Annotated in this window: 24 protein-coding genes; 10 read left to right on the top strand and 14 right to left on the bottom strand. The window is 70.6% G+C overall.

The features are described 5' to 3' along the window. The first annotated feature begins 11 nt into the window (after window positions 1-11). A complete protein-coding gene (locus JUB13_RS03105; RefSeq protein WP_236024671.1) occupies window positions 12-566 on the top strand; it encodes a GNAT family N-acetyltransferase in 555 nt (184 codons plus the stop codon). A gap of 114 nt (window positions 567-680) precedes the next feature. Beyond that, window positions 681-1,751 carry a serine hydrolase domain-containing protein gene (locus JUB13_RS03100; protein ID WP_207477117.1) on the top strand — a complete coding sequence of 357 codons (1,071 nt, stop codon included), beginning with the start codon at window positions 681-683 and terminating at the stop codon, window positions 1,749-1,751. A 22-nt stretch (window positions 1,752-1,773) separates the two neighbouring features. On the opposite strand, the gene JUB13_RS03095 is transcribed toward JUB13_RS03100, so the two are convergent. The 6 genes from JUB13_RS03095 to JUB13_RS03070 all read right to left on the bottom strand — a co-directional run bounded on the left by JUB13_RS03095 (window position 1,774) and on the right by JUB13_RS03070 (window position 5,268). Further along, complete coding sequence (locus JUB13_RS03095) at window positions 1,774-2,259, bottom strand: PAS domain-containing protein (protein ID WP_207477115.1); 486 nt, start codon at window positions 2,257-2,259, stop codon at window positions 1,774-1,776. Window positions 2,260-2,324: 65 nt separating this feature from the next. Continuing rightward, window positions 2,325-3,323 (bottom strand): TRAP transporter substrate-binding protein DctP, encoded by a 999-nt coding sequence (gene dctP / locus JUB13_RS03090; RefSeq protein ID WP_328702850.1) that lies wholly within the window; start codon window positions 3,321-3,323, stop codon window positions 2,325-2,327. Between the two features lie 126 nt (window positions 3,324-3,449). After that, complete coding sequence (gene frr, locus JUB13_RS03085; protein ID WP_207477113.1) at window positions 3,450-3,995, bottom strand: ribosome recycling factor; 546 nt, start codon at window positions 3,993-3,995, stop codon at window positions 3,450-3,452. Between the two features lie 46 nt (window positions 3,996-4,041). After that, a complete protein-coding gene (locus tag JUB13_RS03080; RefSeq protein WP_207477112.1) occupies window positions 4,042-4,257 on the bottom strand; it encodes a SlyX family protein in 216 nt (71 codons plus the stop codon). Between the two features lie 76 nt (window positions 4,258-4,333). Next, window positions 4,334-5,071 carry a phosphodiester glycosidase family protein gene (locus tag JUB13_RS03075; RefSeq protein WP_207477111.1) on the bottom strand — a complete coding sequence of 246 codons (738 nt, stop codon included), beginning with the start codon at window positions 5,069-5,071 and terminating at the stop codon, window positions 4,334-4,336. A 5-nt stretch (window positions 5,072-5,076) separates the two neighbouring features. Beyond that, window positions 5,077-5,268, bottom strand: coding sequence for a hypothetical protein (locus tag JUB13_RS03070; RefSeq protein ID WP_207477110.1), 192 nt, complete (start codon window positions 5,266-5,268; stop codon window positions 5,077-5,079). Window positions 5,269-5,409: 141 nt separating this feature from the next. Here JUB13_RS03070 and JUB13_RS03065 point away from each other — a divergent pair, with 141 nt between their 5' ends. The 3 genes from JUB13_RS03065 to JUB13_RS03055 all read left to right on the top strand — a co-directional run bounded on the left by JUB13_RS03065 (window position 5,410) and on the right by JUB13_RS03055 (window position 7,371). After that, on the top strand, window positions 5,410-5,604 hold the full coding sequence (locus tag JUB13_RS03065; RefSeq protein ID WP_207477109.1) for a hypothetical protein: 195 nt from the start codon (window positions 5,410-5,412) through the stop codon (window positions 5,602-5,604). 82 nt (window positions 5,605-5,686) lie between these two features. Continuing rightward, complete coding sequence (locus tag JUB13_RS03060) at window positions 5,687-6,637, top strand: aminotransferase class IV (RefSeq protein ID WP_236024670.1); 951 nt, start codon at window positions 5,687-5,689, stop codon at window positions 6,635-6,637. After that, on the top strand, window positions 6,637-7,371 hold the full coding sequence (locus tag JUB13_RS03055; protein WP_207477108.1) for a sulfotransferase-like domain-containing protein: 735 nt from the start codon (window positions 6,637-6,639) through the stop codon (window positions 7,369-7,371). The genes JUB13_RS03060 and JUB13_RS03055 overlap by 1 nt, the downstream gene beginning before the upstream one ends. Before the next feature lie 52 nt (window positions 7,372-7,423). Here the strand turns inward: JUB13_RS03055 and JUB13_RS03050 are convergent, their stop codons facing one another. Then, window positions 7,424-8,545: a branched-chain amino acid ABC transporter substrate-binding protein gene (locus JUB13_RS03050; RefSeq protein ID WP_207477106.1), complete on the bottom strand. Its 1,122-nt coding sequence runs from the start codon at window positions 8,543-8,545 to the stop codon at window positions 7,424-7,426. Between the two features lie 271 nt (window positions 8,546-8,816). Between JUB13_RS03050 and JUB13_RS03045 the strand changes: the two genes are divergently transcribed. Beyond that, window positions 8,817-10,037: an epoxide hydrolase family protein gene (locus tag JUB13_RS03045; RefSeq protein WP_207477105.1), complete on the top strand. Its 1,221-nt coding sequence runs from the start codon at window positions 8,817-8,819 to the stop codon at window positions 10,035-10,037. Between the two features lie 84 nt (window positions 10,038-10,121). Here the strand turns inward: JUB13_RS03045 and JUB13_RS03040 are convergent, their stop codons facing one another. After that, the gene (locus JUB13_RS03040; RefSeq protein ID WP_207477103.1) at window positions 10,122-12,284 is read right to left on the bottom strand and encodes a methyl-accepting chemotaxis protein; all 2,163 of its coding nucleotides are present in this window, start codon (window positions 12,282-12,284) and stop codon (window positions 10,122-10,124) included. A 341-nt stretch (window positions 12,285-12,625) separates the two neighbouring features. Here JUB13_RS03040 and JUB13_RS03035 point away from each other — a divergent pair, with 341 nt between their 5' ends. Then, entirely contained in the window at window positions 12,626-13,636 is a 1,011-nt protein-coding gene (locus JUB13_RS03035; RefSeq protein ID WP_207477101.1) for a zinc-dependent alcohol dehydrogenase family protein, read from the top strand. A gap of 7 nt (window positions 13,637-13,643) precedes the next feature. On the opposite strand, the gene JUB13_RS03030 is transcribed toward JUB13_RS03035, so the two are convergent. Continuing rightward, window positions 13,644-14,273, bottom strand: coding sequence for a DsbA family protein (locus JUB13_RS03030; protein WP_207477099.1), 630 nt, complete (start codon window positions 14,271-14,273; stop codon window positions 13,644-13,646). A gap of 144 nt (window positions 14,274-14,417) precedes the next feature. On the opposite strand from JUB13_RS03030, the gene JUB13_RS03025 reads away from it, so the two are divergent. Next, entirely contained in the window at window positions 14,418-15,323 is a 906-nt protein-coding gene (locus tag JUB13_RS03025; RefSeq protein ID WP_207477097.1) for an arginase family protein, read from the top strand. Here JUB13_RS03025 and JUB13_RS03020 read toward each other — a convergent pair. Genes JUB13_RS03020 through JUB13_RS03000 form a run of 5 tightly spaced genes read right to left on the bottom strand, consistent with a single transcriptional unit; the run spans window position 15,320 to window position 19,575 of the window. Continuing rightward, the gene (locus JUB13_RS03020) at window positions 15,320-15,841 is read right to left on the bottom strand and encodes a GNAT family N-acetyltransferase (protein ID WP_207477096.1); all 522 of its coding nucleotides are present in this window, start codon (window positions 15,839-15,841) and stop codon (window positions 15,320-15,322) included. The two genes, JUB13_RS03025 and JUB13_RS03020, sit on opposite strands and share 4 nt — an antisense overlap. Continuing rightward, window positions 15,838-16,641, bottom strand: coding sequence for a hypothetical protein (locus JUB13_RS03015; RefSeq protein ID WP_207477095.1), 804 nt, complete (start codon window positions 16,639-16,641; stop codon window positions 15,838-15,840). The genes JUB13_RS03020 and JUB13_RS03015 overlap by 4 nt, the downstream gene beginning before the upstream one ends. Then, a complete protein-coding gene (locus JUB13_RS03010; protein ID WP_207477094.1) occupies window positions 16,638-17,696 on the bottom strand; it encodes a GNAT family N-acetyltransferase in 1,059 nt (352 codons plus the stop codon). Before JUB13_RS03010 ends, JUB13_RS03015 begins: the two co-directional genes overlap by 4 nt. Next, a complete protein-coding gene (locus tag JUB13_RS03005) occupies window positions 17,696-18,754 on the bottom strand; it encodes a glycosyltransferase (RefSeq protein WP_207477093.1) in 1,059 nt (352 codons plus the stop codon). The genes JUB13_RS03010 and JUB13_RS03005 overlap by 1 nt, the downstream gene beginning before the upstream one ends. Continuing rightward, the gene (locus JUB13_RS03000; protein WP_207477092.1) at window positions 18,745-19,575 is read right to left on the bottom strand and encodes a PIG-L deacetylase family protein; all 831 of its coding nucleotides are present in this window, start codon (window positions 19,573-19,575) and stop codon (window positions 18,745-18,747) included. The genes JUB13_RS03005 and JUB13_RS03000 overlap by 10 nt, the downstream gene beginning before the upstream one ends. A gap of 198 nt (window positions 19,576-19,773) precedes the next feature. Here JUB13_RS03000 and JUB13_RS02995 point away from each other — a divergent pair, with 198 nt between their 5' ends. Both JUB13_RS02995 and JUB13_RS02990 read left to right on the top strand, forming a co-directional pair. Beyond that, window positions 19,774-20,022, top strand: coding sequence for a DoxX family protein (locus tag JUB13_RS02995; RefSeq protein ID WP_328702849.1), 249 nt, complete (start codon window positions 19,774-19,776; stop codon window positions 20,020-20,022). A gap of 26 nt (window positions 20,023-20,048) precedes the next feature. After that, window positions 20,049-21,056 carry an LLM class flavin-dependent oxidoreductase gene (locus tag JUB13_RS02990; protein ID WP_207477091.1) on the top strand — a complete coding sequence of 336 codons (1,008 nt, stop codon included), beginning with the start codon at window positions 20,049-20,051 and terminating at the stop codon, window positions 21,054-21,056. Window positions 21,057-21,097 lie beyond the last annotated feature (41 nt).

The following is a 21,097-nucleotide window of genomic DNA, read 5'->3' as shown; positions in this document are numbered from 1 at the left end:
GAGAACGCACCTTGCGCGACACAGCCACAGACGCCGTCTCCGAGACCATCGGCGTCCGCGTTCTCGACGCGGGCGAGGTCGACGGGTTCGTGCCCGCCCTGTCCGAGGTGCTGATCGACTGCGTTCACGCCGGCGCCTCGGTCAGCTTCATGGCGCCGCTCACGCGCGAGCGGGCCGATGCGTTCTGGCGCAAGGTGGCCGAAGGCGTCCGGTCGGGCGAGCGTGCGCTGCTGGTCGCCGAGGACACCCGCGGCCACGTCGTGGGCACGGTGCAGCTCGTCCTCGGCCAGCCCGAGAATCAGCCGCATCGCGCGGATGTCGCGAAGATGCTGGTCCACTCCGCCTTCCGCCGACGCGGCATCGGGGCCATGCTGATGACCGCGGTCGAGAAGGCGGCGCTTACCGCCGGCAAGACGCTTCTTGTGCTCGACACCGTGCCGGAGCTCGATGGCGAACGTCTCTATCTGCGCCTGGGATGGACACCCGTCGGGCGTGTCCCCGGTTTCGCGCTGATGCCCGACGGGCGCCCCTGCGACACGGCCTTCCTCTACAAGAAGCTGGCCTGAAGCCTCCCTGCGATATGCCGGGAGAGGCCCGTTCCGGCGCTCGGCCGTGTGGGCGGACCTTGGCGCGGCGCCATCCCTCACCACCTTTCCTGAATGCGACACGGAAGCATTCCCATGGCCTTGGGCGGTTCCGGCGGACCTGCCGACCCGCTGCGGCGTCTGGTGATCGGCGCGGGCGCGGCGGCGCCGATCGCCCTTCTGATGCCGCGGGCGGGTCTGGCCTCGGCCGCGCGCCCCTTCGACCGCGCGGGGCTGGACCGGGCGCTGGCACGTGCCGCACGCTTCGACCAGATCCACGGCCTGATCGTCGCCCGCGACGGCGAGATGGTCGTTCGCGAGGCGTTCCGTGGGCCCGGTCTGGGGCGCCCGGTCAACGTCAAGTCGGTCTCCAAGACGATTGTCGCCTCGCTCGTCGGGGCCGCCATCGACCGCGGCGTGCTGCGCGGGCCAGAGCAGCGCCTGGCCGAGATCGCGCCCGACCTGATTCCGCGGAACGCAGACCCGCGGGTGCGCGACATCACCCTGGCGCAGCTCCTGACCATGCAGGCCGGGCTCGAGCGGACCTCGGGGCCGAACTACGGCCGCTGGGTCGAAAGCCGGAACTGGGTCGCCTTCGCCCTCAGCCGTCCCTTCGTCGCGGAGCCTGGGGGTGGCATGCTCTATTCGACCGGCAGCTACCACGTGCTCGGCGCGGTGCTCGCCCAGGCCGCCGGGCGCTCGTTGCTCGCGCTCGCCCGCGACTGGCTGGGCGATCCGCTGGGGATCGAGTTCCGGCCCTGGACCCGCGATCCGCAGGGCTTCTATCTCGGGGGCAACAACATGGTGCTCTCGCCCGAGGATCTCTTCCGCTTCGGAGAGATGTGGCGCAATGGCGGCCTCCGGGACGGCAGGCGGGTGCTGAGCGCCGCCTGGATCGAGGCATCCTGGATGCCGAGGACGCGCTCGCCGTTCTCGGGGGACCAGTACGGCTACGGCTGGTTCCTGGCCGAGATGGGCGGCAGGCCGGTCGCCTATGCACGCGGCTACGGCGGGCAGATGCTCTACCTTGTTCCCACGTTGGGGCTCACGGTGGTCGTCTCCTCCGACCCGACGCGGCCTGCGAGGTCCGAGGGCTATGTCGGGGATCTCGAGGCCATCCTGGCGGAGGAGATCATTCCGGCCGCCGAGCGCGGCGCGCCGGGGTAGCGCGCCGCGGCGTAGATCCTCGTCAGCGGCAGAAGCCCTCGCGCCCCTGCAGCGTGACGGGGTGGCCCTGCGCGTTCCGGGCGAAGTCCACCGCGCCCATCACCATGTCGACAGTCCGGCCGTCCCGCGCCAGCGGGAACGCCAGGCGCTCGTAGAAGACCAGCGAATCGACGGGGCGCGTGGCCATCCAGTGGATGATGCGCTTCTCGTCGCGTGCCCGGGCATAGCTTCTCCGCAGCCCCTCCACGAAGGGCGTGTTCGGGAAGCTGGAGAAGGTATATCCCGTGTGGTCCCGGCCCCAGATGTCCACGACCCGGGTTCCGATCAGTCGGAGCCTGAAGTCGTCCTCCACGACATCAGCCAGGACGATGTGGGGCAGCAGGGTACGCAGCGCGGCCGGGTCGATGTGCTGCCGGCCCGGCAGGCCGTCTGCCGTTGCGAGCGAGCGGTAATAGGCGTGGATCGCCTTAAGGGCCGGGCTGTGGATCTCGGGAACATCCTCGGTCAAGGGCACCTCCGAAGGTATTGGTTCCCGGCAGGGCCCCGACGTCAAGGCAGAGGAACCCGGGCGCCCTACAGCCTGCCCAGGAGCTCCAGGATCCGGGGGCCGCTCTCGGGCGCGGACTTCAGGAAGGCGTCGAGCACGGGCCGCTGCATGGCGTCCTTCCAGGCGGCCGTCTCCTCGGGGGTCTGGATCCGGATCCTCATCGTTTTGTCGCGCAGGCGGCCCACCGCCTGCGCCGCCTCGGTCTCGGTGGCCTCGATGGCCTCTGATTCGAGCTTGGCCGCTGCCGCCAGGATCGCCGGCCGGTGTTCCGGCGGCAGCCCGTCCCACCAGGCGGCATTCGCGAACAGATGGAAGTAGACCGTGCAGTAGGGCGCGACGAGGCCGTATTTCTGGACCTCGTAGAGGCGCCGGCTGTAGGCCGCCGACAGGTCGGTCAGCCCGGAGTCGAGGATGTGCGCTGCCAGCGCCTCGTAGATCTCGGAGCCCGGCATCGCGGTCGGAACGGCGCCTGCGGCCTTCAGCGCGCTGTCGGTCAACGCGTTGAGGCCCCGGATCTTCAGGCCCTTCAGGTCCCCGGGACGGACGATGGGCCGCTCGTCCGAGGTGAAGATCGCCTGTCGCGTCGTGTAGATCCAGGCGATGTTCCGCACACCCCGCGCCGCGAGCCGCTCGTCCAGGAAGCGCCGGGCGTCCGATGCGGCGAAGCGCCGGATGCGGTCGAGATCGGTGAAGTAGTAGGGGATCGTCAGGGCGCTCATCTCGGGGATGAGACCGCCCCACTGAAAGTTCACGCTGAGCGCCGCGTCCATGGTGCCGCGGGCGACCGCAGGGAAGTTGTCGCCGGCCCTGGCAGCCTGCTCGGATCCGAAGATCCGGACGTCGATCCCGCCCTCGGTGCGCGCCTCGATATCGGCGGCGAAGGCCTCGATCATCCGCGCAACGTGGTGGTCCGGCGGAAGCTGGTGGCTGATCCTCATCACGACGGGCGGCTGCGACTGCGCCAGTGCCGACGTCGCCAGGGCCGCGCCGACGGAGAACAGGAGGCCGGCGAGGATCCCTTTCACGGCAAGCCCCTTCCTGTCGTTCGCCGCTCCGAGGCGGGACGTCAATCTAGGTAGGCTGCAATCCGCGATGTCAACGGGCTCGGCCCAGCCGTCGGGGCGGTCCGAAGCCTGAGCCTCCGCGCCGGCTCAGGCCTCCAGGATCGCCGCCTGCTTGCGCGCAGCCATGCCGTCGATGGTCTCGACGAAACGATCGGTCAGCTCCTGGACCTTCTTCTGGAGGCTTCCGGCCACCGGGGTCTTCATGTCCTTCGCCCGCTTGATGGCATCATTGGTGTCGCGCCGAACTCCACGCACCGCGACCCGCGCCTCCTCGGCGTAGCGTGCCGCGAGCCGTGCCATCTCGGTCCGCCGCGCGGCGTCGAGCGGCGGCAGCATCAGGCGCAGCAACGTGCCGTCGACCACGGGGCTGAGGCCTAGGCCCGATTCGCGGATAGCCTTCTCGACGGCCTTGACGTTGCTGCGCTCCCAGACCGAGACTCCGAGCGTCCGCGCGTCCAGCACCGACAGGCTGGCGAGCGCCGTCAACGGCGTCGCGTCGCCATAGGCATCGACGCGCACGGGCTCCAGCAGCGCCGTGGAGGCGCGCCCCGTGCGCAGGCCGCCGAGGCGGGAGTCGAGCCTGTCGACGACGGCCTGCATCTCCTGCTCTGTCTTCCTGAGATCAATGTACATGGCGGCTCCGCGTCCGGTCGCTGGCGTCGGCTGGATTTGGCCTCGGTCAGTAGTGCGGCGGCGGCCTGTCGTCCTGGGGCGAGCGCTCCCATCCGCCTTCGAGGGCGAGCAGCCGCTCCGTCAGCCGGCGCAGCCTGGCGGTCAGGGCGTCGATGGCGCGGTCCTGGCGCGCCAGCACCGAGGAGAGCTCCTCGATGGTCCGTTCCTGGTGCGCGGCCCGGATCTCGAGATCCACGAGCCGCTGCTCGATGGGGTCGCTCATGGTGCACCGCGCGCTTCAAAGGGGAGGGCAGGCTAGTCGCCGGCGCGCCGCGCGCCAAGCCCCTGCGAAGGGGTGCTCAGCGGGCCGAGAAGACGAGGCTGTAGGGGACGTTGCGCGCCAGAAGGCCGTTCCGGAAGGTTTCGGAACCAACGCGGATGCTCAGTCGGGCCGAGCTGCCGCCGTCCAGCATCAGAATGTCGCTCGCCGCGTGGCGCTTGGCCAGATGATCGCGGAGCCCCTCGAAGGACAGGCCGGCCCATGCCTGCGGCGGCGTCGCGAAGACCAGGACATCTCCGTGCGTCGTTATCCCGAGACCGGCGCGCGCGTCCACCACCTCGGCGCCTCTTACGCCCACGGTCGGCCGGCCGCCTGCCAGCAGACGGGGCGAGGATTGCACCGCCAGGTCACGCTGCGCCCGCGGGTCGAAGACAGTTGAGCGTTGGATCGCGCAGCGGCCGCCCGCGCACCAGAAGACGGCATTGCCGCCTCTGCGCAGGGGAGCGATCTCGCGCTCCCCGGCGCGCAACAGGTAGACGGGTCGCCGCTGCGCGTCGAAGTAGCTGCCGTTGATCGTGACGCTCCAGGCAGTGCCGACATCCTCCCCGACCTCCCCAGGGCCGGAGACGCGCGCCAGTATCCGGCCCGGCGAGATCCGCGCGAGCAGCAGCTCCGCCGTCCCGCCGTCCGCCCGCGGGATCGTTTCGCGGACGACCTCGATCCCGGGCGCCCGGCTGACCACCTCCGCCCCGGCGGGGCAGGGCACGCCCAGCAGAGCGGCCAGGGCCAGACGCGTGAATCCCGCGGCCCTGGGCATCCGCATCAGGCGCGGGGGCGGCCCGGCTGTTCTGGGTGGTCGCCCGATTCCGGTGCCGGGCGCTCCGCCTGAGGGCGCGAGGGCGCCTTTTCCGGCAGCGGGGCCTGCGGGATGATGCCGGGCGAGGTCGCGATGTCGGGGATCTGGTTGCCGTCGGGGTCGTTCGCGAAGGTGGGCTTGTCCCGCGTTCCGGCCATGGGGCTCCTCCTTGGGCTCGATATTGGCTCAACGCGCGCGGCCGTGGTTCGGCACGCTTCGGCGTGAAGCCGGATTTAACCCGCGGCGGCTAGCGTCGCCCTGCGCGGCGCCCCGGGCGGCTCTGCGGATCAGGAGGAATCATGAAGCGTTGGGCCCCTTTCTTGCTGGGATGGATCGCTGCCTGGCTGGTCTGGCGGTTCCTGGCCGGCAATCCCAGGCTGCTGTCCTGGCTCGATTGGTTGGGTGTCCAGCCGCTGCGCTCGCTGGTCATGGTGCTCTGCGTCTTTGGCGCGGGGCAGCTCGCGCTGGCTTTGGCACGGCGGGTGTTCCGCTAAGGGCGGAGCATATCCGGGGCCGTGGCGCAGGGGAGCCAGTCCCGCGCGAAGCCCTTTGACCGCCGGCGCCGGACGGGCGAGCATGCCCGCCGTCTACGGCATCGGGAGCGGGCACGGAATGTCCAAGGAGAGCGCGCAGGGCTATGTGGACGACCCGCGGAACGAATCCGTGCTGGTCTATGTGGACGGAGCGTTCGTGCCGCGTGACGAGGCCCGGGTCTCGGTCTTCGACAGCGGCTTCGTCCTCGGCGATGGCGTCTGGGAGGGGCTGCGGCTGGTCCGCGGCAAGCTCCTGGCGCTGGACGATCATCTGGACCGCCTCTACGAGGGCGCCTCGGCGATCCGCCTCGACATCGGAATGGACCGCGCAGCCCTGACGGCGGTGGTCCGCGAGACCCTGGCGCGCAACGGGATGGAGGACGGCGCTCATGTGCGCCTGATGGTGACCCGGGGACGCAAGAAGACGCCGAACCAGGATCCCCGCTTCGTGCTCGGCGGCGCCACCATCGTGGTGGTCGCCGAATACAAGCGTCCCCGCCCCGAGGCCAAGGAGAAGGGCTTGGCGCTGTTCACCTCGACCTTCCGGTGCTCGACCCCGGACGTCTTCGACCTGCGCCTGAACTCCCACAGCCGTCTGAACCTGATCCAGGCCTTGATCCAGGCGATCGATGCCGGCGCCGACGAGGCCCTGATGCTCGACCCGCAGGGCTTCGTGGCGAGCTGCAACTCGACCAACTTCTTCATCGTGCGCCGCGGCGAGCTCTGGACATCGACTGGCCGCTGCAACTTCAAGGGAATCACCCGCGGCAAGGTCCTGGCGCTGATGCGCCAGGGCGGCGGCACGGCGCGCGAGACCGATTTCACCCTTGCGGAGACCTATTCCGCGGACGAGGCCTTCGTCACCGGCACGCTCGGCGGCATCACGCCGGTGACGCGCATCGACGGCCGCGTCATCGGGACCGGCCGGCCGGGACCGCTGACCCGGGACTTGGCTGCGCGCTACGAGGCCTACATGACCGGGGAGGGCGCGTGATGCCGGACAGCATCCGGATCGCCATGTGGTCCGGGCCCCGAAACATCTCGACGGCGATGATGCGGGCCTGGGAGAACCGCCCGGACACGGCCGTCGTGGACGAGCCTTTCTACGCCTTCTATCTGGCGGAAACGGGGCTGGACCATCCCGGCCGCGACGCTGTGCTGGCGAGCCAATCGGGCGACTGGCGGGAGGTCGCCGCCTCGCTGGTCGAGGATCCGGTGCCCGGCGGGAGGCGGATCCATTACCAGAAGCATATGACGCACCACATGCTGCCGGGCGTCGGGCTGGACTGGACGGACCGCGTGCGGAACGCCTTCCTGATCCGCGATCCAGTCGAGGTTGTGGCCTCGTACGTCCAGCGCCGCGGCAGCGTGGATCTCGCCGATATCGGTGTCGAGCGTCAGGCCGAGCTGTTCGACCGGGCTGCCGACCGGCTTGGTGAGGCTCCGCCGGTTGTGGATGCGCGCGACGTCCTCGTCGATCCCGGGACCGTGCTGCGGCGGCTGTGCGCGGCGCTGGACGTTCCTTTCACGGAAGCCATGCTGCGCTGGCCTGCGGGCCGGCGGCCGACCGATGGGGTCTGGGCGCCCCACTGGTATGCCTCGGTCGAGGCATCCACCGGCTTCGGCCCGCCGCCTCCGGAGCCGCCAGCCCTCCCGGCCGGGCTCGCCCGCGTGGCCGAGGCGGCGCGGCCCTACTACGAGCGCCTGCGCCGCTGGCGCCTGGTCTGAGCGCCGCGCCCCGGGCACAAGGAGGGGCCGCGCCGCGGCCCCCCCACCGGTCTCAGTTGGACGAGCGGGCCTGGGCGGCCTGGGCGTAGTCATACTTGCCGTCGCGCCACTCGTATACGACGAAGCCCGGCAGGGTGACGTCGCCCTTCTTGTCGAAGTCGACGGTGCCGATCACGGTCTCGAACTTGCCGTTGTTCAGGGCGTCCACGACCTTTTCGTAGTCGGTCGAGCCCGCGCTCCTGACGGCTTCGGCCCAGGCCTGGATAGCCGCATAAGTGTAGAGGGCATAGCCTTCGGCGCTGCGCCCCTTCGCCTGCATCGCCGCAACGACCGGCGCCGCGGCCTTGTTCCGCCGCGGGTCGGGGGCGAAGGTCATCAGCGTTCCATCGCCGGACTTGCCGGTGATCGCCCAGTACTCGTCGGTGAACAGGGCGTCGCCGCCGATCACGACCGCCTTCAGCCCCTGCTCGCGCATCTGACGCGTGATCAGGCCGACCTCGGTGTAGTAGCCGCCGGCGTAGAGGACGTCGATGCCTGCCTGCTTCAGCTTCGTGACGAGCGCGGTGTAGTCCCGCTCGCCGGCCGAGAAGGAGTCGACCAGCGCCGGCTTCTTCCCGCCGGCCTGCAGCGTCTTCAGGACCGTGTCGGTGACGCCCTTGCCCCAGGCGCTCTTGTCGTGGATCACTGCCACCTTGGCGTTGGGGAACTGCTTGATGATGTAGTTCGCGCCGACCTGGCCCTGCTGGTCGTCGCGGCCGCAGACACGGAAGATGCCCTTGCCCGGCCGCTGGTCCGTGAAGACCGGGTTCGTGGAGCCGGGCGAGATCTGGATGACGCGCTCTTCGTCATAGACCCTGCTCGCGGGGATCGAGGACCCCGAGCAGAAATGCCCTGCCACGAAGACGGCGCCTTCGGAGGCCAGCCGGTTCGCTACCGACACCGCCTGCTTCGGATCGCAGGCGTCATCGCCGATCAGCAGCCTCAAACGCTCGCCGTTGACCCCGCCCTTGGCGTTGATGTCGTCGATCGCCTGCTCGGCGCCGGCCCGGAACTGTTCGCCAAAGGCCGCCGACGAGCCGGTCATCGGAGCGGCGACGCCGATCCGGATCTCGGCCGCAGCGACACCCGAGACCAGGGCGTTCAGCACGATGCCGAGCATGAGGGTCTTCTTCATGGCGCATTCCCGCTTTCGGTTATCGGATGGGTGCCGACCCGCGGCGGCGCGGAATGCGGCGCGACGACAGGGCGAGGTGTCTGTCGGAACGCCGCGGTGCCATCGACTGCCAGCGGGTCGGCGTGCCGAGAATTCAGCGGCTGCGTTGCACGACGATTTCGACGGGAACCGATGCGGCTACATCTGAAATCGTGTCGCGCCCGGGTGAAATGGTCATGCAATCCGCGGCTGGGAGCGTCGCAGGCCCGGATCCTGCTTCAGGAGTGAAGACATGCAAGCGACCCCGGACAGCTTCGACAGCGAGACCAGCCTCCGAACCGTCAACGGTACGACGCCGACGGATGGAGCCGAGGCCATCAGGCCGGTCAAGGTCGCGATCCCGCAGGCGGCACTCGACGATCTCAGGCGGCGGCTCTCGGCGACGCGTTGGCCCGACAGGGAGCCGGTCGAGGACTGGAGCCAGGGCGTTCCGCTCGCGAGGGCGCAGGAGGTCGTGGCTTACTGGCGTGACCGCTACGACTGGCGCCGCTGCGAGGCGGCGCTGAATGCCCATCCCCAGTTCCGCACGCAGATCGACGGGCTGGGCATCCACTTCCTGCACGTGCGCTCACACCACGAGAATGCCCTGCCCATGCTCCTGATGCATGGCTGGCCGGGATCGGTGCTCGAATTCATGAAGATCATCGGGCCGCTGACCGATCCCGTCGCCCATGGCGGCCGCCCCGAGGACGCGTTCGACGTCGTTGTCCCGTCGCTGCCTGGCTTCGGCTTCTCGGACCAGCCTCGGGAGCCAGGCTGGGACCTGGTGCGGACGGCCAATGCCTTCGGCGTGCTCATGCAGCGGCTGGGATACCGTCGCTGGGTCGCGCAGGGCGGCGACTGGGGCGCTGCGATCGCCACGGTTATGGCGCAGCTCCGGCCCGCCGGGTTGCAGGCGGCGCATGTGAACTTCCCGCTTGTCTTCCCCGAGAAGCTGCCGGAACGGCCCACGCCCGAGGAGCAGCGCGCCATCGACGCCTGGAATGCCTTCTCGGGCGAACACTCGGGATATTTCCGCCAGCAGTCGACCCGCCCGCAGACGCTCGCCTATGCCCTGGCGGACTCGCCGGTCGGGCAGGCCATGTGGATCTACGAGAAGTTCCATACCTTCACGGACAACCGCGGCAATCCCACCGATGCCGTCCCGCTGGACGATATTCTGGACGGAATCACGCTCTACTGGCTGACCAACACGGCGGGATCCTCGGCCCGCACCTACTGGGAGAACATGCGCGGGGGGCCGACCATGCGCAGCTTCGGAAACATCGACCTGCCGATGGCGGGATCGCTCTTCCCTCGCGAAGTCCTGCAACCACCCCGCGCCTGGGCCGAGGCGGCCTGGACGAACCTGCTGCACTGGGGCGTGCTCGACCGCGGCGGCCACTTCGCCGCCATGGAGCAGCCCGGCCTCCTCGTCGACGAGCTGCGCGTGTCCTTCCGCAGCCTGCGCTGAATTCCGGAGCCCCAGAAGCGAGACGGCCCGCGCGGAGGGGCCACCCCCGCGCGGGCCGCCGGTGCCGGACCGTCCGTCCCGGGATCAGGCTGCCCTGACGCCCTCGACGAAGCGCGTCGACTCGTCGCGCAGCAGGGTCGACTGGGTGGTCAGGGCATTTGCGACCTGGAGCACGCGGTCGGCCGCGGCGCCGGCTTCCTGGCTGGAAGCCGTCAGCCCGCCGATGTTGCGCGACACCTCGTGCGTACCCTGCGCCGCCTGCTGGACGGTCCGCGCGATCTCGGCGGTGGCGGCGTCCTGCTCTTCCACCGCTGCGGCGATGGACGCTCCGATGGAGCTCATCTCCTCGATCACCGCGGCGATGGAGCGGATGTCGCTGATGGTCTCCCCGGTCGCGGTCTGGACGGCGGTGACCTGGGTCGAGATATCCTCGGTGGCCTTGGCCGTCTGGGTGGCCAGCGCCTTGACCTCGGAGGCGACGACGGCGAAGCCCTTGCCGGCCTCGCCGGCGCGGGCCGCCTCGATGGTGGCGTTCAGGGCAAGCAGGTTGGTCTGCGAGGCGATCTCGTTGATCAGGCTCACCACCTCGCCGATGCGCCTTGCGGCCTGGCTCAGGCCGGCCACGCGCTCGTCGGTGCGCCGCGCCTGGTCGACGGCCCGGCCGGCGACGCTGCCGGAATGGGCCACCTGCTGCCCGATCTCGGTGATCGAGGCGGCAAGCTCCTCGGCGGCTGCGGCGACGGTCTCCATGTCGGCCGAGCTGCGCTCGGCCGCGACCGCCACGGCCTGGGCCTGGCTGCCGGCACGCTCGGCGACCTCTGCCATGCTGCGGGCCGTCTCCTGCATCCGCGTCGTCTCGGTCGCGAAGGCCTCGACGATGCCGCCGACGGATCCCTCGAAGCGCCCGGCCAGCCCGTTCATGAGCTGGACGCGCTCGGCGCGCGCCCGCTCGGCGGCCGCGCGCTGCTCGGCACGGATGCGCTCGCGCTCGATCTCGTTCTGCCGGAAGACCTCGACCGCGCGGGCCATGTCGGCGATCTCATCGGTTCCGTCGAGGCCGGGCACGGTCAGATCCGTCTTGCCCTGGGCGATGCTGGCCATGGTGGAGCGCAGCGCCAGCAGCCCACCGACGAGCTTGCGCCCGACATAGAGCCAGATGATCAGGATCGAGCCGAGAATGCTGACCAGGCTGACGGCGATCTGGAGCGTCGTGCTGCTGGACAGGATCTCGGACGTCGAGGTCGTGGCCGCCCGCACCTCGGCGTCGCGGGCCGCGACCAGCTTGCCCGTCAGCGTGGCAAGCTCCGCCGACAGGCCGTGGTTCTGCGTCGTCAGCGTCGTGAGCCGGGCAATGATCTGCAGCTCCTCGGTCCGTAGGGCGGCGAAGCCCTCGTCGCCGGCTTCCTTCTCCAGAAGGGCGAGCGGCGCCTTCAGGGCCTCCCGGGAGCCCTCCGGCATCTGTGTGACAGCCTGCTGGACGCGCATGTAGCGGAGCAGCGACTGCGCCTTGAGGAGCTCGACCCTCTCGGCATCCAGGGTGGCGGCGACCTCGATCAGCCCGTTGCGGAGTTCGAGGCTGTTCTGCTCGATGGTCCGGACCGACTCCTCGGATTCGAACAGCTTGCGCAGCGCCTGGCCGCTCTCGCGCATGGCATCGACGGTGCTGGCGGGGTTCTCGATGACCTCGACCGCCTGCGTGCGGCCCGCGTTCGAGAGAGACTTCCATGGGGCGAGCAGCGCCAGCACCCTCGCGGACTGGGCGAAGATCTCAGGCTGGCGGGCGTTGCGCTCGGCGACGATGGCGATGCGGCGGCCAGTGGCGGCGTCGAGTTCGCCGAGATTGGCAAGGAGCTCCTGAGACGTCTTTCGGATCGCATCGAGATCGGCACCCGCGCTCAGGCGTCCGAGCTCGGCCAGGCGGCGCTCGAACTCCGTGCGCTCGACGGCGAGGCGCTCGGACTGGCGCTGGCGGTCCTCGGCATTCTCGGCGGCTGCGAGCGCCGGCGCGAGAGCGACCAGCCGCTCCGCCTGCATGGCCGTGCGCAGCGCCTCGGTCATGGCCGGCATGGCCTGGCCCGCGATCTCGTCGACCGTGCGGGAGAACTTCCCATAGCTCCAGAGCGCCACGGCGGCGGCGATCAGCGTGCCCGAAAGGACGGCGCCGATCGCAATGAACAGCTTCCCGCGCAGGCCCCAGTGCCGGCGAGCCTTCGCCGCGGCCGACGCCGCCTTGTCCTGCTGGACCATTCCTTTCCCCTTCTTCGTCCCTGATTCCTCGCGCCCGCAACGACGGCGGGCATATATTTTTTCGCGAATCATGCTAATCGATGAAATTTAACGGAACGTTATTCGACCGCCTTCGCTGGCGATCGGGCCGAGGATTGCTGGTATGCGCGCCTCGTCGATAAAGGACTTGCAGCGCGCGTGAACGGATCCGACCGTCGCGCGGCAATTTCAATAACAGCATTGAACGGTTTCTTGCCGGATCCGGCGCCGCTCAGAAAGGGAACCTCCGCGGCGTGCCGCGGTTCGCCGTCAATCAGGGCGGCTGAGGATGCAGGCCGCCCCGGATCAGGGAGGGATTTCGCGTGCGGCTCTACCGGCTCCCCAGGACCGATGGTATCGACGACCTCACGCTCGGCAGCGACGAGACGCCGCGGCCCGCGCGGGGTCAGGCGCTGGTGCGCATGCGCGCTGCATCGCTGAACTACCGCGACCTCGCGATCGCCCAGGGCCGCTACGGCACCGGCGGCGTCCCGAGGAATCTGGTGCCCCTGTCGGACGGGGCCGGCGAGGTTGTGGAAGTTGGCCCCGACGTGACACGCGTCAGGCCCGGCGACCGGGTCGCCGGGATCTTCATGCAATCCTGGATCGGCGGCGAGATCGCCGAGAGCGACCGCGCCTCCGCGCTGGGCGGCGCCATCGACGGCGTGCTGACCGAATACCGCCTGTTCGACGAGCAGGGGCTCGTCCACCTGCCCGAGCACCTCTCCTTCGAGGAGGGCGCCTCTCTCCCCTGCGCCGCCGTCACGGCCTGGAATGCGCTCTACGGGCTGCGGTCGCTACAGGCCGGCGAGACGGTGCTCGTGCTCGGGACCGGAGGCGTCTCGATCTTCGCCCTGCAGTTCGCCCATGCCGCAGGCGCACGCGTCATCGCGACCTCGTCCAGCGACGCGAAGCTCGAGCGCGCTCGGGCAATGGGCGCGGCGGAGGGCGTCAACTATGGCCGGCACCCGGACTGGGAGAAGGAAGTGCGCCGGCTGGCCGGCGGCCGCGGCGTCGACCATGTGGTGGAGGTCGGCGGGTCGGGGACGCTGCCGCGCTCCATCGCCGCATGCAGGCTGGGCGGAGCCGTGCATCTGATCGGCGTGCTGACCACCGGGCAGATGGATCCCGGCATGATCCTGGGTGCCGGCGTCACCGTGCGCGGCATCTATGTCGGCTCGCGCCAGATGTTCGAGGCGATGAACCGTGCGATCGCGCTGCACCGCCTCAAGCCCGTGATCGACGAGGTCTTCCCCTTCGAGCGGGCCAGGGACGCCTACCGCCACATCGAGGGCGCCTCCCATGTCGGGAAGGTCGTGATCGCGATCGCCTGAGCAGATCCTACGCCGCCAGGGCGCGGACGAGGCCCTCGGGATCGCCGAGGAAGGATCCGTGCGGCACAGGCAGCAGACGGCCGCCGCGCTCGGCGAGGAGCAGAGGCACGCCGCCGGACCCGTGGCGCATGCAAAGGGCCGCGGCCTCGTCGCGTTCTGCCCTGGCGGCCTCCGCGGTGGCCGGCGCGGCAAGCGCCGCGCGGAAAGCGTCCTCGGCGATTCCGAGCGCGGTTCCAAGCCCGGCCAGCACCGCCGGGTCGGTGACGTCCTGCCCCTCGTCGAACCGGGCTTTCTCGACCAGCAGGAACCATTCCACCGCGCGGTCCGGCGACTGCGCGTCCACGACCTGCTTGGCCAGTGCCGTGGTCCAGGAATCGTGGATGAGAGCGCGGTTGCCCACGATGCGCTCGCGATAGGCCTCGGAGAACCGGACGCCCGAGAGCCGGGCGATCCTCTGGTCGTGACTCCAGGCATAAGCCGCGAATTCGGCGGTGTTCGGAATCGCGTTGGCGCCGGTGAACAGCGCACGGTGGCGCAGGGAAACGACGATCCCCGCCGCAGCCGCGGCGCGGACCAGGGGCGAGGCACCATAGCACCAGCCGCACAGCGGGTCATGGACGAAGGTCAGCGCGGTCACGAGTGGCGGGCTCCTGCTGGCGGCGGGCGTCCAGGAATGCGACGCGGTCGGCTGCTTTGCAAGGGCCCACCCAGCCTTTCTGCAATACGGCGGGCAAGCGGCAGTTGTGGCAAGCTCTGGGAACCAGCCGCAGGGAGGGCCCAGATGACCAGCAGGCCCCTTGCCATCCTCGAAGCCCCGTCGGTCCTGGGGCTCTTTCCCGGAGGCGTCGAGACGCTGCCCGACGCCTTGCTCGCAGCCGGTCTCGCCGCGGGTATCGGTGCGAGGCACGCCGGCAGGGTCGCGCCGCCGCCCTACGACCCGGCACGCGATTCGCAGACCGGCCTGCTCAACCCGCGTGGCATCGCCGATTACTCGGCTGCGCTTGCCGACGCCCTGGGCCCGCTGCTGGATAGCAGCTCCGTTCCCGTGGTGCTCGGCGGCGACTGCTCGATCCTGCTCGGCTGCCTGCTCGCGCTCCGGCGCCGGGGGCGCTATGGCCTCCTGTTTCTCGACGGCCATGCCGACTTCTACCAGCCCGAGGCGGAACCCAAGGGCGAGGCGGCATCCATGGAACTCGCCCTCGCCACCGGCCGGGGCCCTGCGATCGTCGCGGATCTGGAAGGGCTCGGGCCACTGGTTCAGGACGCGGACGTGGTGGTGCTCGGCCGCCGGGACGCTGCCGAGGCGGACAGCCAAGGCAGCCAGCGCATCGAGGAGACGGGTATTGCGATGCTGGACCTCACCGCCGTCCGGACCATCGGGGCCGGGGCGGCTGCGGCGCGGGCGCTCGGGCACCTGAGCACCACTGCCGCAGCGGGCTTCTGGGTGCATCTGGATGCTGACGTCCTCGACGACGCGGTGATGCCTGCGGTCGACTACCGCATGCCGGATGGCCTGTCCTGGGGGGAGCTTTCGACGATCCTGGCTGCCGCTGCGGCGTCCGGCCGGATGGTCGGGATCGACGTGACGATCTTCAATCCGCGGTTCGATACCCAAGGCGATGTCGCGCGCAAATTCGTGGAAGCGCTGACGGCAGGGCTTGCAGCCCGGAGTGCCGGCCGCCGCTAAGGGGGAAGGTCCTTGGCCATGAGCCAGCCCTCCAGCTGGTGCTCCACGGCCAGACCGGCCTCGTCCGGGATCCAGTAGCGCTCCTCGATCGGCCGGACGGCCCGCCAGCCAAGCCGCTCGTAGAACCGGCGCGCGCCGCCGTTGGCGCGCTCGACCACGAGCTCGGCGCGCATGATGCCCCGCCGTCGCAGCTCGCTCTCGGCGGCCTCCATCAGGCGCCGCCCGATGCCCGCGCCCTGCAGCGGAGGAAATGTCCGCACTGCCCAGAGCACGGCGATACCCTCGGAGCGGCGCCGAACCAGGTCGAGCCATACCTGCGCCACCGGGAAGCCCGCGCTGACAGCCAGCAGCATCAACCCATCGCCCCGAAGCTGCGCCGCGAAGGCATCGCGGATCACGCTGCGCTGAGGACTGTGGAGGCCCATCCATTCCAGCGCGGGCAGGTCGTCCGCCGCAGCGGGGCGGATCACCGCCTCAAGCACGAAGCTGAACCGCTCCGGCTCGGGCGGCGTGCTCATTGCGGCTCCAGCCCGACGCGGCGGTAGAGCTCCGCCCGGTGCCGGTTCCAGTTCTCGCGGACCCAGTCGCTCGCCGGCCGGTCGTAGTAGCGCCAGGGCAGCGAGCGGCTGTTCAGGCCCACGAAATGCGCGCCCGCACGGCCGAGGACGGGCCGCTTCGGCCAGAAAGGCGAGCAGATCGCGACGTCCTCGGTCGAGACCACATGGGCCGGTGCGCCGCGGTCCAGCGCGACCACCTGGAGACCCTGCTCGTCGAGCTCGGATTCGAGCGGTGCGGGGTGCTCCTCGAGCACCGCGGCAAGCGCCGCCGTCAGATCGTAGCCGGGCGGAAGGCCGCGAATTCCGGTGTTGCGCGGCCGGGCGTCCGTCAGATTCGTGAACGCCCCGAGAGCCAGCTCCACATCCGCCGCAACGAGGCAGCGGGGCGCCGTCTCTTCCAGCCAGGCCGCCAGTGCCGCGGGCCGGTCCCACAGGATGCAGTCATTGTCCAGGGACAGCTCGTAGCGGCCGGGAAAACACCGCGGCGGAGCCAGCTTCCAGGCAACGCCCTCGGCCATGCCCGGACCGAGATGGGAACGCAGCGCGTCCGGCAGCGCGCCTGCGGCCATCCAGCGGACGCAATCCGGAACCGGCCCCGCCCGCGTCCGGGCCGACGCGACCGGAAGCGAGTTCACGACCACGACGTATCCCGCGTCGTCGCCGAACAGGCGCCAGGCACCCCAGACGGACAGGCGCAGCGCCTCGAAGCCCAGGGGGCTGACGTCGCCGATCGTCCAGCGCAGACCGATTGACGCGCTCATGCCGGCTCCTCACCGACCGGCCTGAAGCGTCGCACCCGGCTGGGCCGGTCCCGGGCGCCCCAGGCATATTTGTAGGGTTCGCGCCCGCGCAGGAAGTGAAACTCCCCGAGGCCCTCGCGGATCGCCTGTGCGACGGCATGGCCGACCGCCAGGACGCCGGGGCCCAGAGCCGACAGCTCGGGCTCGAACCCGCCGAGATAATAGTACGCGCGCAGCCTGTCGTGCAGCCCGTAATGGACTGCCGCCAGGCGGTCGCCGACCGTCACCCCGTACAGCCGCAGGAGGCCTGCCCGCGCCAGCGCCGGAACGGCGTCCCGGTGAAACGCCCGGACGGCGGGGTCTGAAAGAACGCCGGGCTCCCCGCGCAGGGACCAGCGCCGGGCATGCAGCTGGAACAGCGCTTCGAGCAGCGCAGGCGCCGTGGCGGGCGTCGCAGCGAGGAAGCCGAGGGGGCCCGCCCGCAGCGCTCGCGACCGGGTGTGGCGGAGATTGCGGACCTGCCGCGCCGGAAGCGCCGCCGAGAGATCCGGCTCCTCCCCCCGCGCTGTCGCCGGCAGGCTCAGGGTCGGGCAGCAGCCGTCCTCGCCGCCATCCTCCACGAGGCCGGGCGGCTGCGGCATAGCGGCCAGGGCGGCATGCTCGGACAGGGCGGGGAATTCGATCCGGCCGCAGCCCGTAAGAGCCGGAAGCGCGGCAACCAGCGGGGCGAGCGGAAGGTTCGGCCGTGCCAGCACGTCGAGCCAGTCGGTAATGCCGACGCCGAGAGGCAGGAGCCGGCCGTCCTCCTCCCGGTAGAGCGGCAGAATCCCCGCGAGGCCCCGGTCGTCGCGCACCGCCAGGGTCCACAGCTCCCCGTGCTCGAAGGCCCGCCACCAGGCAATCGCCCATGCGGGGTGCTGGAACGGGGTCGCGCCGGGAACCTCCCGCCACAGCGCCTCCCAGGCCGGCCGCACCGCGTCGAGGCCGTCGAGGGTGCGGATCGCCTCGATTCGAAGATCTCCGGGCCGCATCGGGGCATTCCCGTTCGCGCGGCCCTGCAGCAGGACGGGAGGCATCAGGCTGCCCCGGCCCTGGCCGCTCCGTCGGCAAGACGCCGATAGAGGTCCAGATAGCGATCGGTCGTCCGCTCGACAGCGAAGCGGGTACGGGCCGCTGCCCGGCAGGCGGCGGGATCGATGCTGTCCGCGGCGCGCGCGGCGTCGGCCAGCCCCGTGATATCCCCGGGCTCCACCAGGAACCCGGTGACACCGGGCTCGACGATCTCGGCCAGGGCGCCGCTGCGGTAGGCTACGACCGGGGTTCCATTGGCCATGGCCTCCATGGAGACCAAGGAACTGGTCTCCGGAACGAGGCTCGGCACCAGCAGGCACCGCGCTGCCGACAGCAGGCGCCGCTTGCGGGCGCCGCCGACCGGCCCGAGGAAGCGGCTGCCCGCGCCGAGGCGCGGCCAGATCTCCTCGGCGAAATGCCGCTCGTGGGCCTCATAAGGAAAGACCCGGCCCCCGATCAGCAGCGGCAGGCCGGCGAGTCGCGCCGCGTCGAGGGCATGGTGAAACCCCTTCTCGGGGCAGACGCGGCCCAGGGCCAGCGCGAAGCGCCTCCTCGTGGCCTTCACGGTGGGGCTCGCGTCGACCCCGTTTCCGATGGGGGGAAGCAGCCGGGCACCAGGTGGGCAGGCGCGTTGCTGGGTCTCCGACACGCAGACCATGTGAAGATCGGGCCGCGTTGCCGCGAAGGTATCGGCCGGATACCAGTCCGGGGGCAGGTGAAGGGTCGCAAGGGTCGTGATTCCGGGTGGCGGCAGGTAGGTCGCGAAGTCGATGCCGTGCAGGTGCACGAGGTCGACGGGATGCCGGGCCAGCGCTTCGGCGATCCGGCGGCGCACGGCGCCCTGGACTGCCGCACGCGTCGCATCGTCGATCCGCCCGCCCGGTGGCTGGACCGGCAGCAGCACGCCGGCGACGCGGGACCCCGTGCATGCGATCACCAGGGAACGGTGCCCTGCGGCGACCAATGCCCGGTCAAGCGCTGCCAGCACCTGCTCGGCGCCGCCCACGGCATCCGGCCCGACGGGCGCGAAGGGATAGGCCACGCTCAGCACCGTCAGCGCCATGCCGTGTCCTCCAGGCCGAGCGCATGCAGCGCCTCGGTCGCACAGGTTCGCCAGCGCAGGCTCGTCATGCCCCACGCGAACCGGTCATAATTGAGCGGCCCGGGATGGGGCGGCCGGGTGAAGTCGTAGACGGGAGCGGGGCGGAAGCGCTCCACGTCGTCGCGGAAGGGGGCCAGCGTTGTCGCCTGGCTCGCGTAGGCATCGATCATGCGCCGCTTCAGCGCACGTCCGTCGGGGGACAGGACGATTGTTCGCTCCGGGGCGTCCGCCCGGTTCAGAAAGGCTTGGAACCGCGTCGTCCCGTCCTCCGCGGCATGATAGGACGCCATTTCCTCGACATGCGGAGGCGCTGCGCCGGAGCGCCGCGCCAGCATCAGGGCCGCATGGACCGCAAAGGCGACGGCATCGTGGTCGGGATGTCCGCCCTCGTATGGATGTGTCAGGACGAGGCGGGGGCGCAGCGCCGTCAGCAGTGCCTCGATCTCCCGGGCAAGGCCCGCCATGCCGGGCGAGGCGCCCTGGTCCGGGTAGCCGAGGCCGATGACCCGTTCCATGGGCAGGCCTGCCAAGGCCATGGCGCGCGCAAGCTCGTGCCGGCGCAGCGCCGCATAATCCTGCCAGCTCGCGCAGCCGGCATTACGAACGTCCGGGCCGTTCCGCGGCGCGCCGTCGGTCGCCTGGACCACCACGGCGTCAGGCGTCCCGGCGAGCCTCGCGCCGGCGCCGATAGTCTCGTCATCGGGATGTGCGGCGATCACCAGGATCGAGCACCCCGGCTGGAGCGCCGGGGTGATTCTGGCATCTGTCAGGGTGTCGGGCACGCTGGCGCTCCGGTCCGCTGATCCGAGCCCGCTCTCGCGGGGCGCCGCCCTCAACAGCGGCACCGCGCGCGAGTGCCTCCCCGGCATCGCTCGTCGTGGGCGCAGATGTGATATGCCGAAGATGCACCTTCAGCACCGGCGCACCCGCTTCCAGATTAGGGAGGATAGGCCTGTCCTTCCGGACCGGATGCCGATGACGTGCGCTCGGAGCGCAACGAGGCCACCATGGCGACCTACGACGATCCGAGCGGCGCATGGCGCGGGCCGGCGTCACGCAGCGGCCGGGACGCGCTGCTCCTGATCGCGCGCCTGGCTTTCGGCGCGATCTTCGTGCAGAGCGGCTTCGGAAAGCTCGCCAACCTCTCGGGATTCGCCGCCGGGTTCTCGGCGGCGGACGCTGCGCCGTCGACCGGGTGCGAGGCAACGGCCGCTCCTGACCGATCCTGATGGCTGCAAACCAACGGAATATCGCAATGATACCCTTTTCCGTCCTCGACCTGTCCCCGGTCTCCGAGGGCGACACGCCCGCCGACGCCTTCCGCAACAGCCTGGAACTCGCGCGCCATGCCGAGCGCCTCGGCTACAAGCGGCACTGGCTGGCGGAGCACCACAACATGGTCGGCATCGCCAGCGCCGCGACGGCGGTGGTGATTGCCCACATCGCTGCCGGCACGTCGACGATCCGCGTCGGCGCCGGCGGCGTGATGCTGCCGAACCACTCCCCGCTGGTGATCGCCGAGCAGTTCGGCACCCTCGAATCCCTCCATCCCGGGCGCATCGATCTCGGCCTCGGCCGCGCTCCGGGTACGGACATGGCTACGGCCCGCGCCCTGCGCCGCGACATGCAGTCCGCCGACAGCTTCCCGCAGGACGTCGTCGAGCTGCAGGGCTATTTCCAGCCGGCCGTGCCGGGACAGAGGATCCGGGCGGTGCCGGGCGAGGGGTTGAGGGTGCCCATCTGGATCCTTGGATCCAGCCTGTTCGGCGCGCGCCTCGCGGCCGAGCTGGGCCTGCCCTTCGCCTTCGCATCCCATTTCGCGCCGGATCACCTGATGGAGGCGCTGGCGGTCTACCGCGGCCATTTCCGCCCGTCCGAGGAGCTTGCGCGGCCCTATGCCATGGCCGGGCTCACGGTGATCGCGGCCGAGACCGATGCCGAGGCGCGGCGGCTGTTCACCTCGCTGCAGCAGCAGTTCCTGAACCTGCGGCGCGGCATGCCCGGCCGGCTCCAGCCGCCGGTGGACAGCCTGGACGACCGCTGGTCGGACCTGGAGCGGGCTGGGGTCGACCATGCCCTGCGGCTGGCCGTCGTGGGCTCGCGGGAGACCGTGCGGCGGGGGCTTGCCGCCTTCATCAAGGAGACCGGCGTCGACGAGATCATGATCACTGCGCAGATCTTCGACCAGGCGGCGCGCCTGCGCTCCTACGAGATCGTGGCGGAGCTGCGCGGCGAGATGGCGGAGGAGGGGCACGCAGGCTGACCGGGGCGCCGCGGCTTCCGAGGCGGCGCACCCTTTCCCTG

The organism is Arenibaculum pallidiluteum, assembly GCF_017355985.1.
Taxonomy (GTDB): Bacteria; Pseudomonadota; Alphaproteobacteria; order Azospirillales; family Azospirillaceae; genus Arenibaculum; species Arenibaculum pallidiluteum.
This window is presented reverse-complemented; position numbering and strand designations above follow the sequence as displayed.

Bases quoted from the DNA above. Each gene is read 5' to 3' on its own strand.
- JUB13_RS03100 (WP_207477117.1), top strand. From the start codon at position 681: ATGGCCTTGGGCGGTTCCGGCGGACCTGCCGACCCGCTGCGGCGTCTG.
- JUB13_RS02990 (WP_207477091.1), top strand. From the start codon at position 20,049: ATGATACCCTTTTCCGTCCTCGACCTGTCCCCGGTCTCCGAGGGCGAC.
- JUB13_RS03015 (WP_207477095.1), bottom strand. From the start codon at position 16,641: ATGAGCGCGTCAATCGGTCTGCGCTGGACGATCGGCGACGTCAGCCCC.
- JUB13_RS03005 (WP_207477093.1), bottom strand. From the start codon at position 18,754: ATGGCGCTGACGGTGCTGAGCGTGGCCTATCCCTTCGCGCCCGTCGGG.
- JUB13_RS03080 (WP_207477112.1), bottom strand. From the start codon at position 4,257: ATGAGCGACCCCATCGAGCAGCGGCTCGTGGATCTCGAGATCCGGGCC.
- JUB13_RS03025 (WP_207477097.1), top strand. From the start codon at position 14,418: ATGACCAGCAGGCCCCTTGCCATCCTCGAAGCCCCGTCGGTCCTGGGG.
- frr (WP_207477113.1), bottom strand. From the start codon at position 3,995: ATGTACATTGATCTCAGGAAGACAGAGCAGGAGATGCAGGCCGTCGTC.
- JUB13_RS03045 (WP_207477105.1), top strand. From the start codon at position 8,817: ATGCAAGCGACCCCGGACAGCTTCGACAGCGAGACCAGCCTCCGAACC.
- JUB13_RS03060 (WP_236024670.1), top strand. From the start codon at position 5,687: ATGCCCGCCGTCTACGGCATCGGGAGCGGGCACGGAATGTCCAAGGAG.
- JUB13_RS03040 (WP_207477103.1), bottom strand. From the start codon at position 12,284: ATGGTCCAGCAGGACAAGGCGGCGTCGGCCGCGGCGAAGGCTCGCCGG.
- JUB13_RS03020 (WP_207477096.1), bottom strand. From the start codon at position 15,841: ATGAGCACGCCGCCCGAGCCGGAGCGGTTCAGCTTCGTGCTTGAGGCG.
- JUB13_RS03055 (WP_207477108.1), top strand. From the start codon at position 6,637: ATGCCGGACAGCATCCGGATCGCCATGTGGTCCGGGCCCCGAAACATC.
- JUB13_RS03075 (WP_207477111.1), bottom strand. From the start codon at position 5,071: ATGCCCAGGGCCGCGGGATTCACGCGTCTGGCCCTGGCCGCTCTGCTG.
- JUB13_RS03065 (WP_207477109.1), top strand. From the start codon at position 5,410: ATGAAGCGTTGGGCCCCTTTCTTGCTGGGATGGATCGCTGCCTGGCTG.
- JUB13_RS03070 (WP_207477110.1), bottom strand. From the start codon at position 5,268: ATGGCCGGAACGCGGGACAAGCCCACCTTCGCGAACGACCCCGACGGC.
- JUB13_RS03010 (WP_207477094.1), bottom strand. From the start codon at position 17,696: ATGCCTCCCGTCCTGCTGCAGGGCCGCGCGAACGGGAATGCCCCGATG.
- JUB13_RS03050 (WP_207477106.1), bottom strand. From the start codon at position 8,545: ATGAAGAAGACCCTCATGCTCGGCATCGTGCTGAACGCCCTGGTCTCG.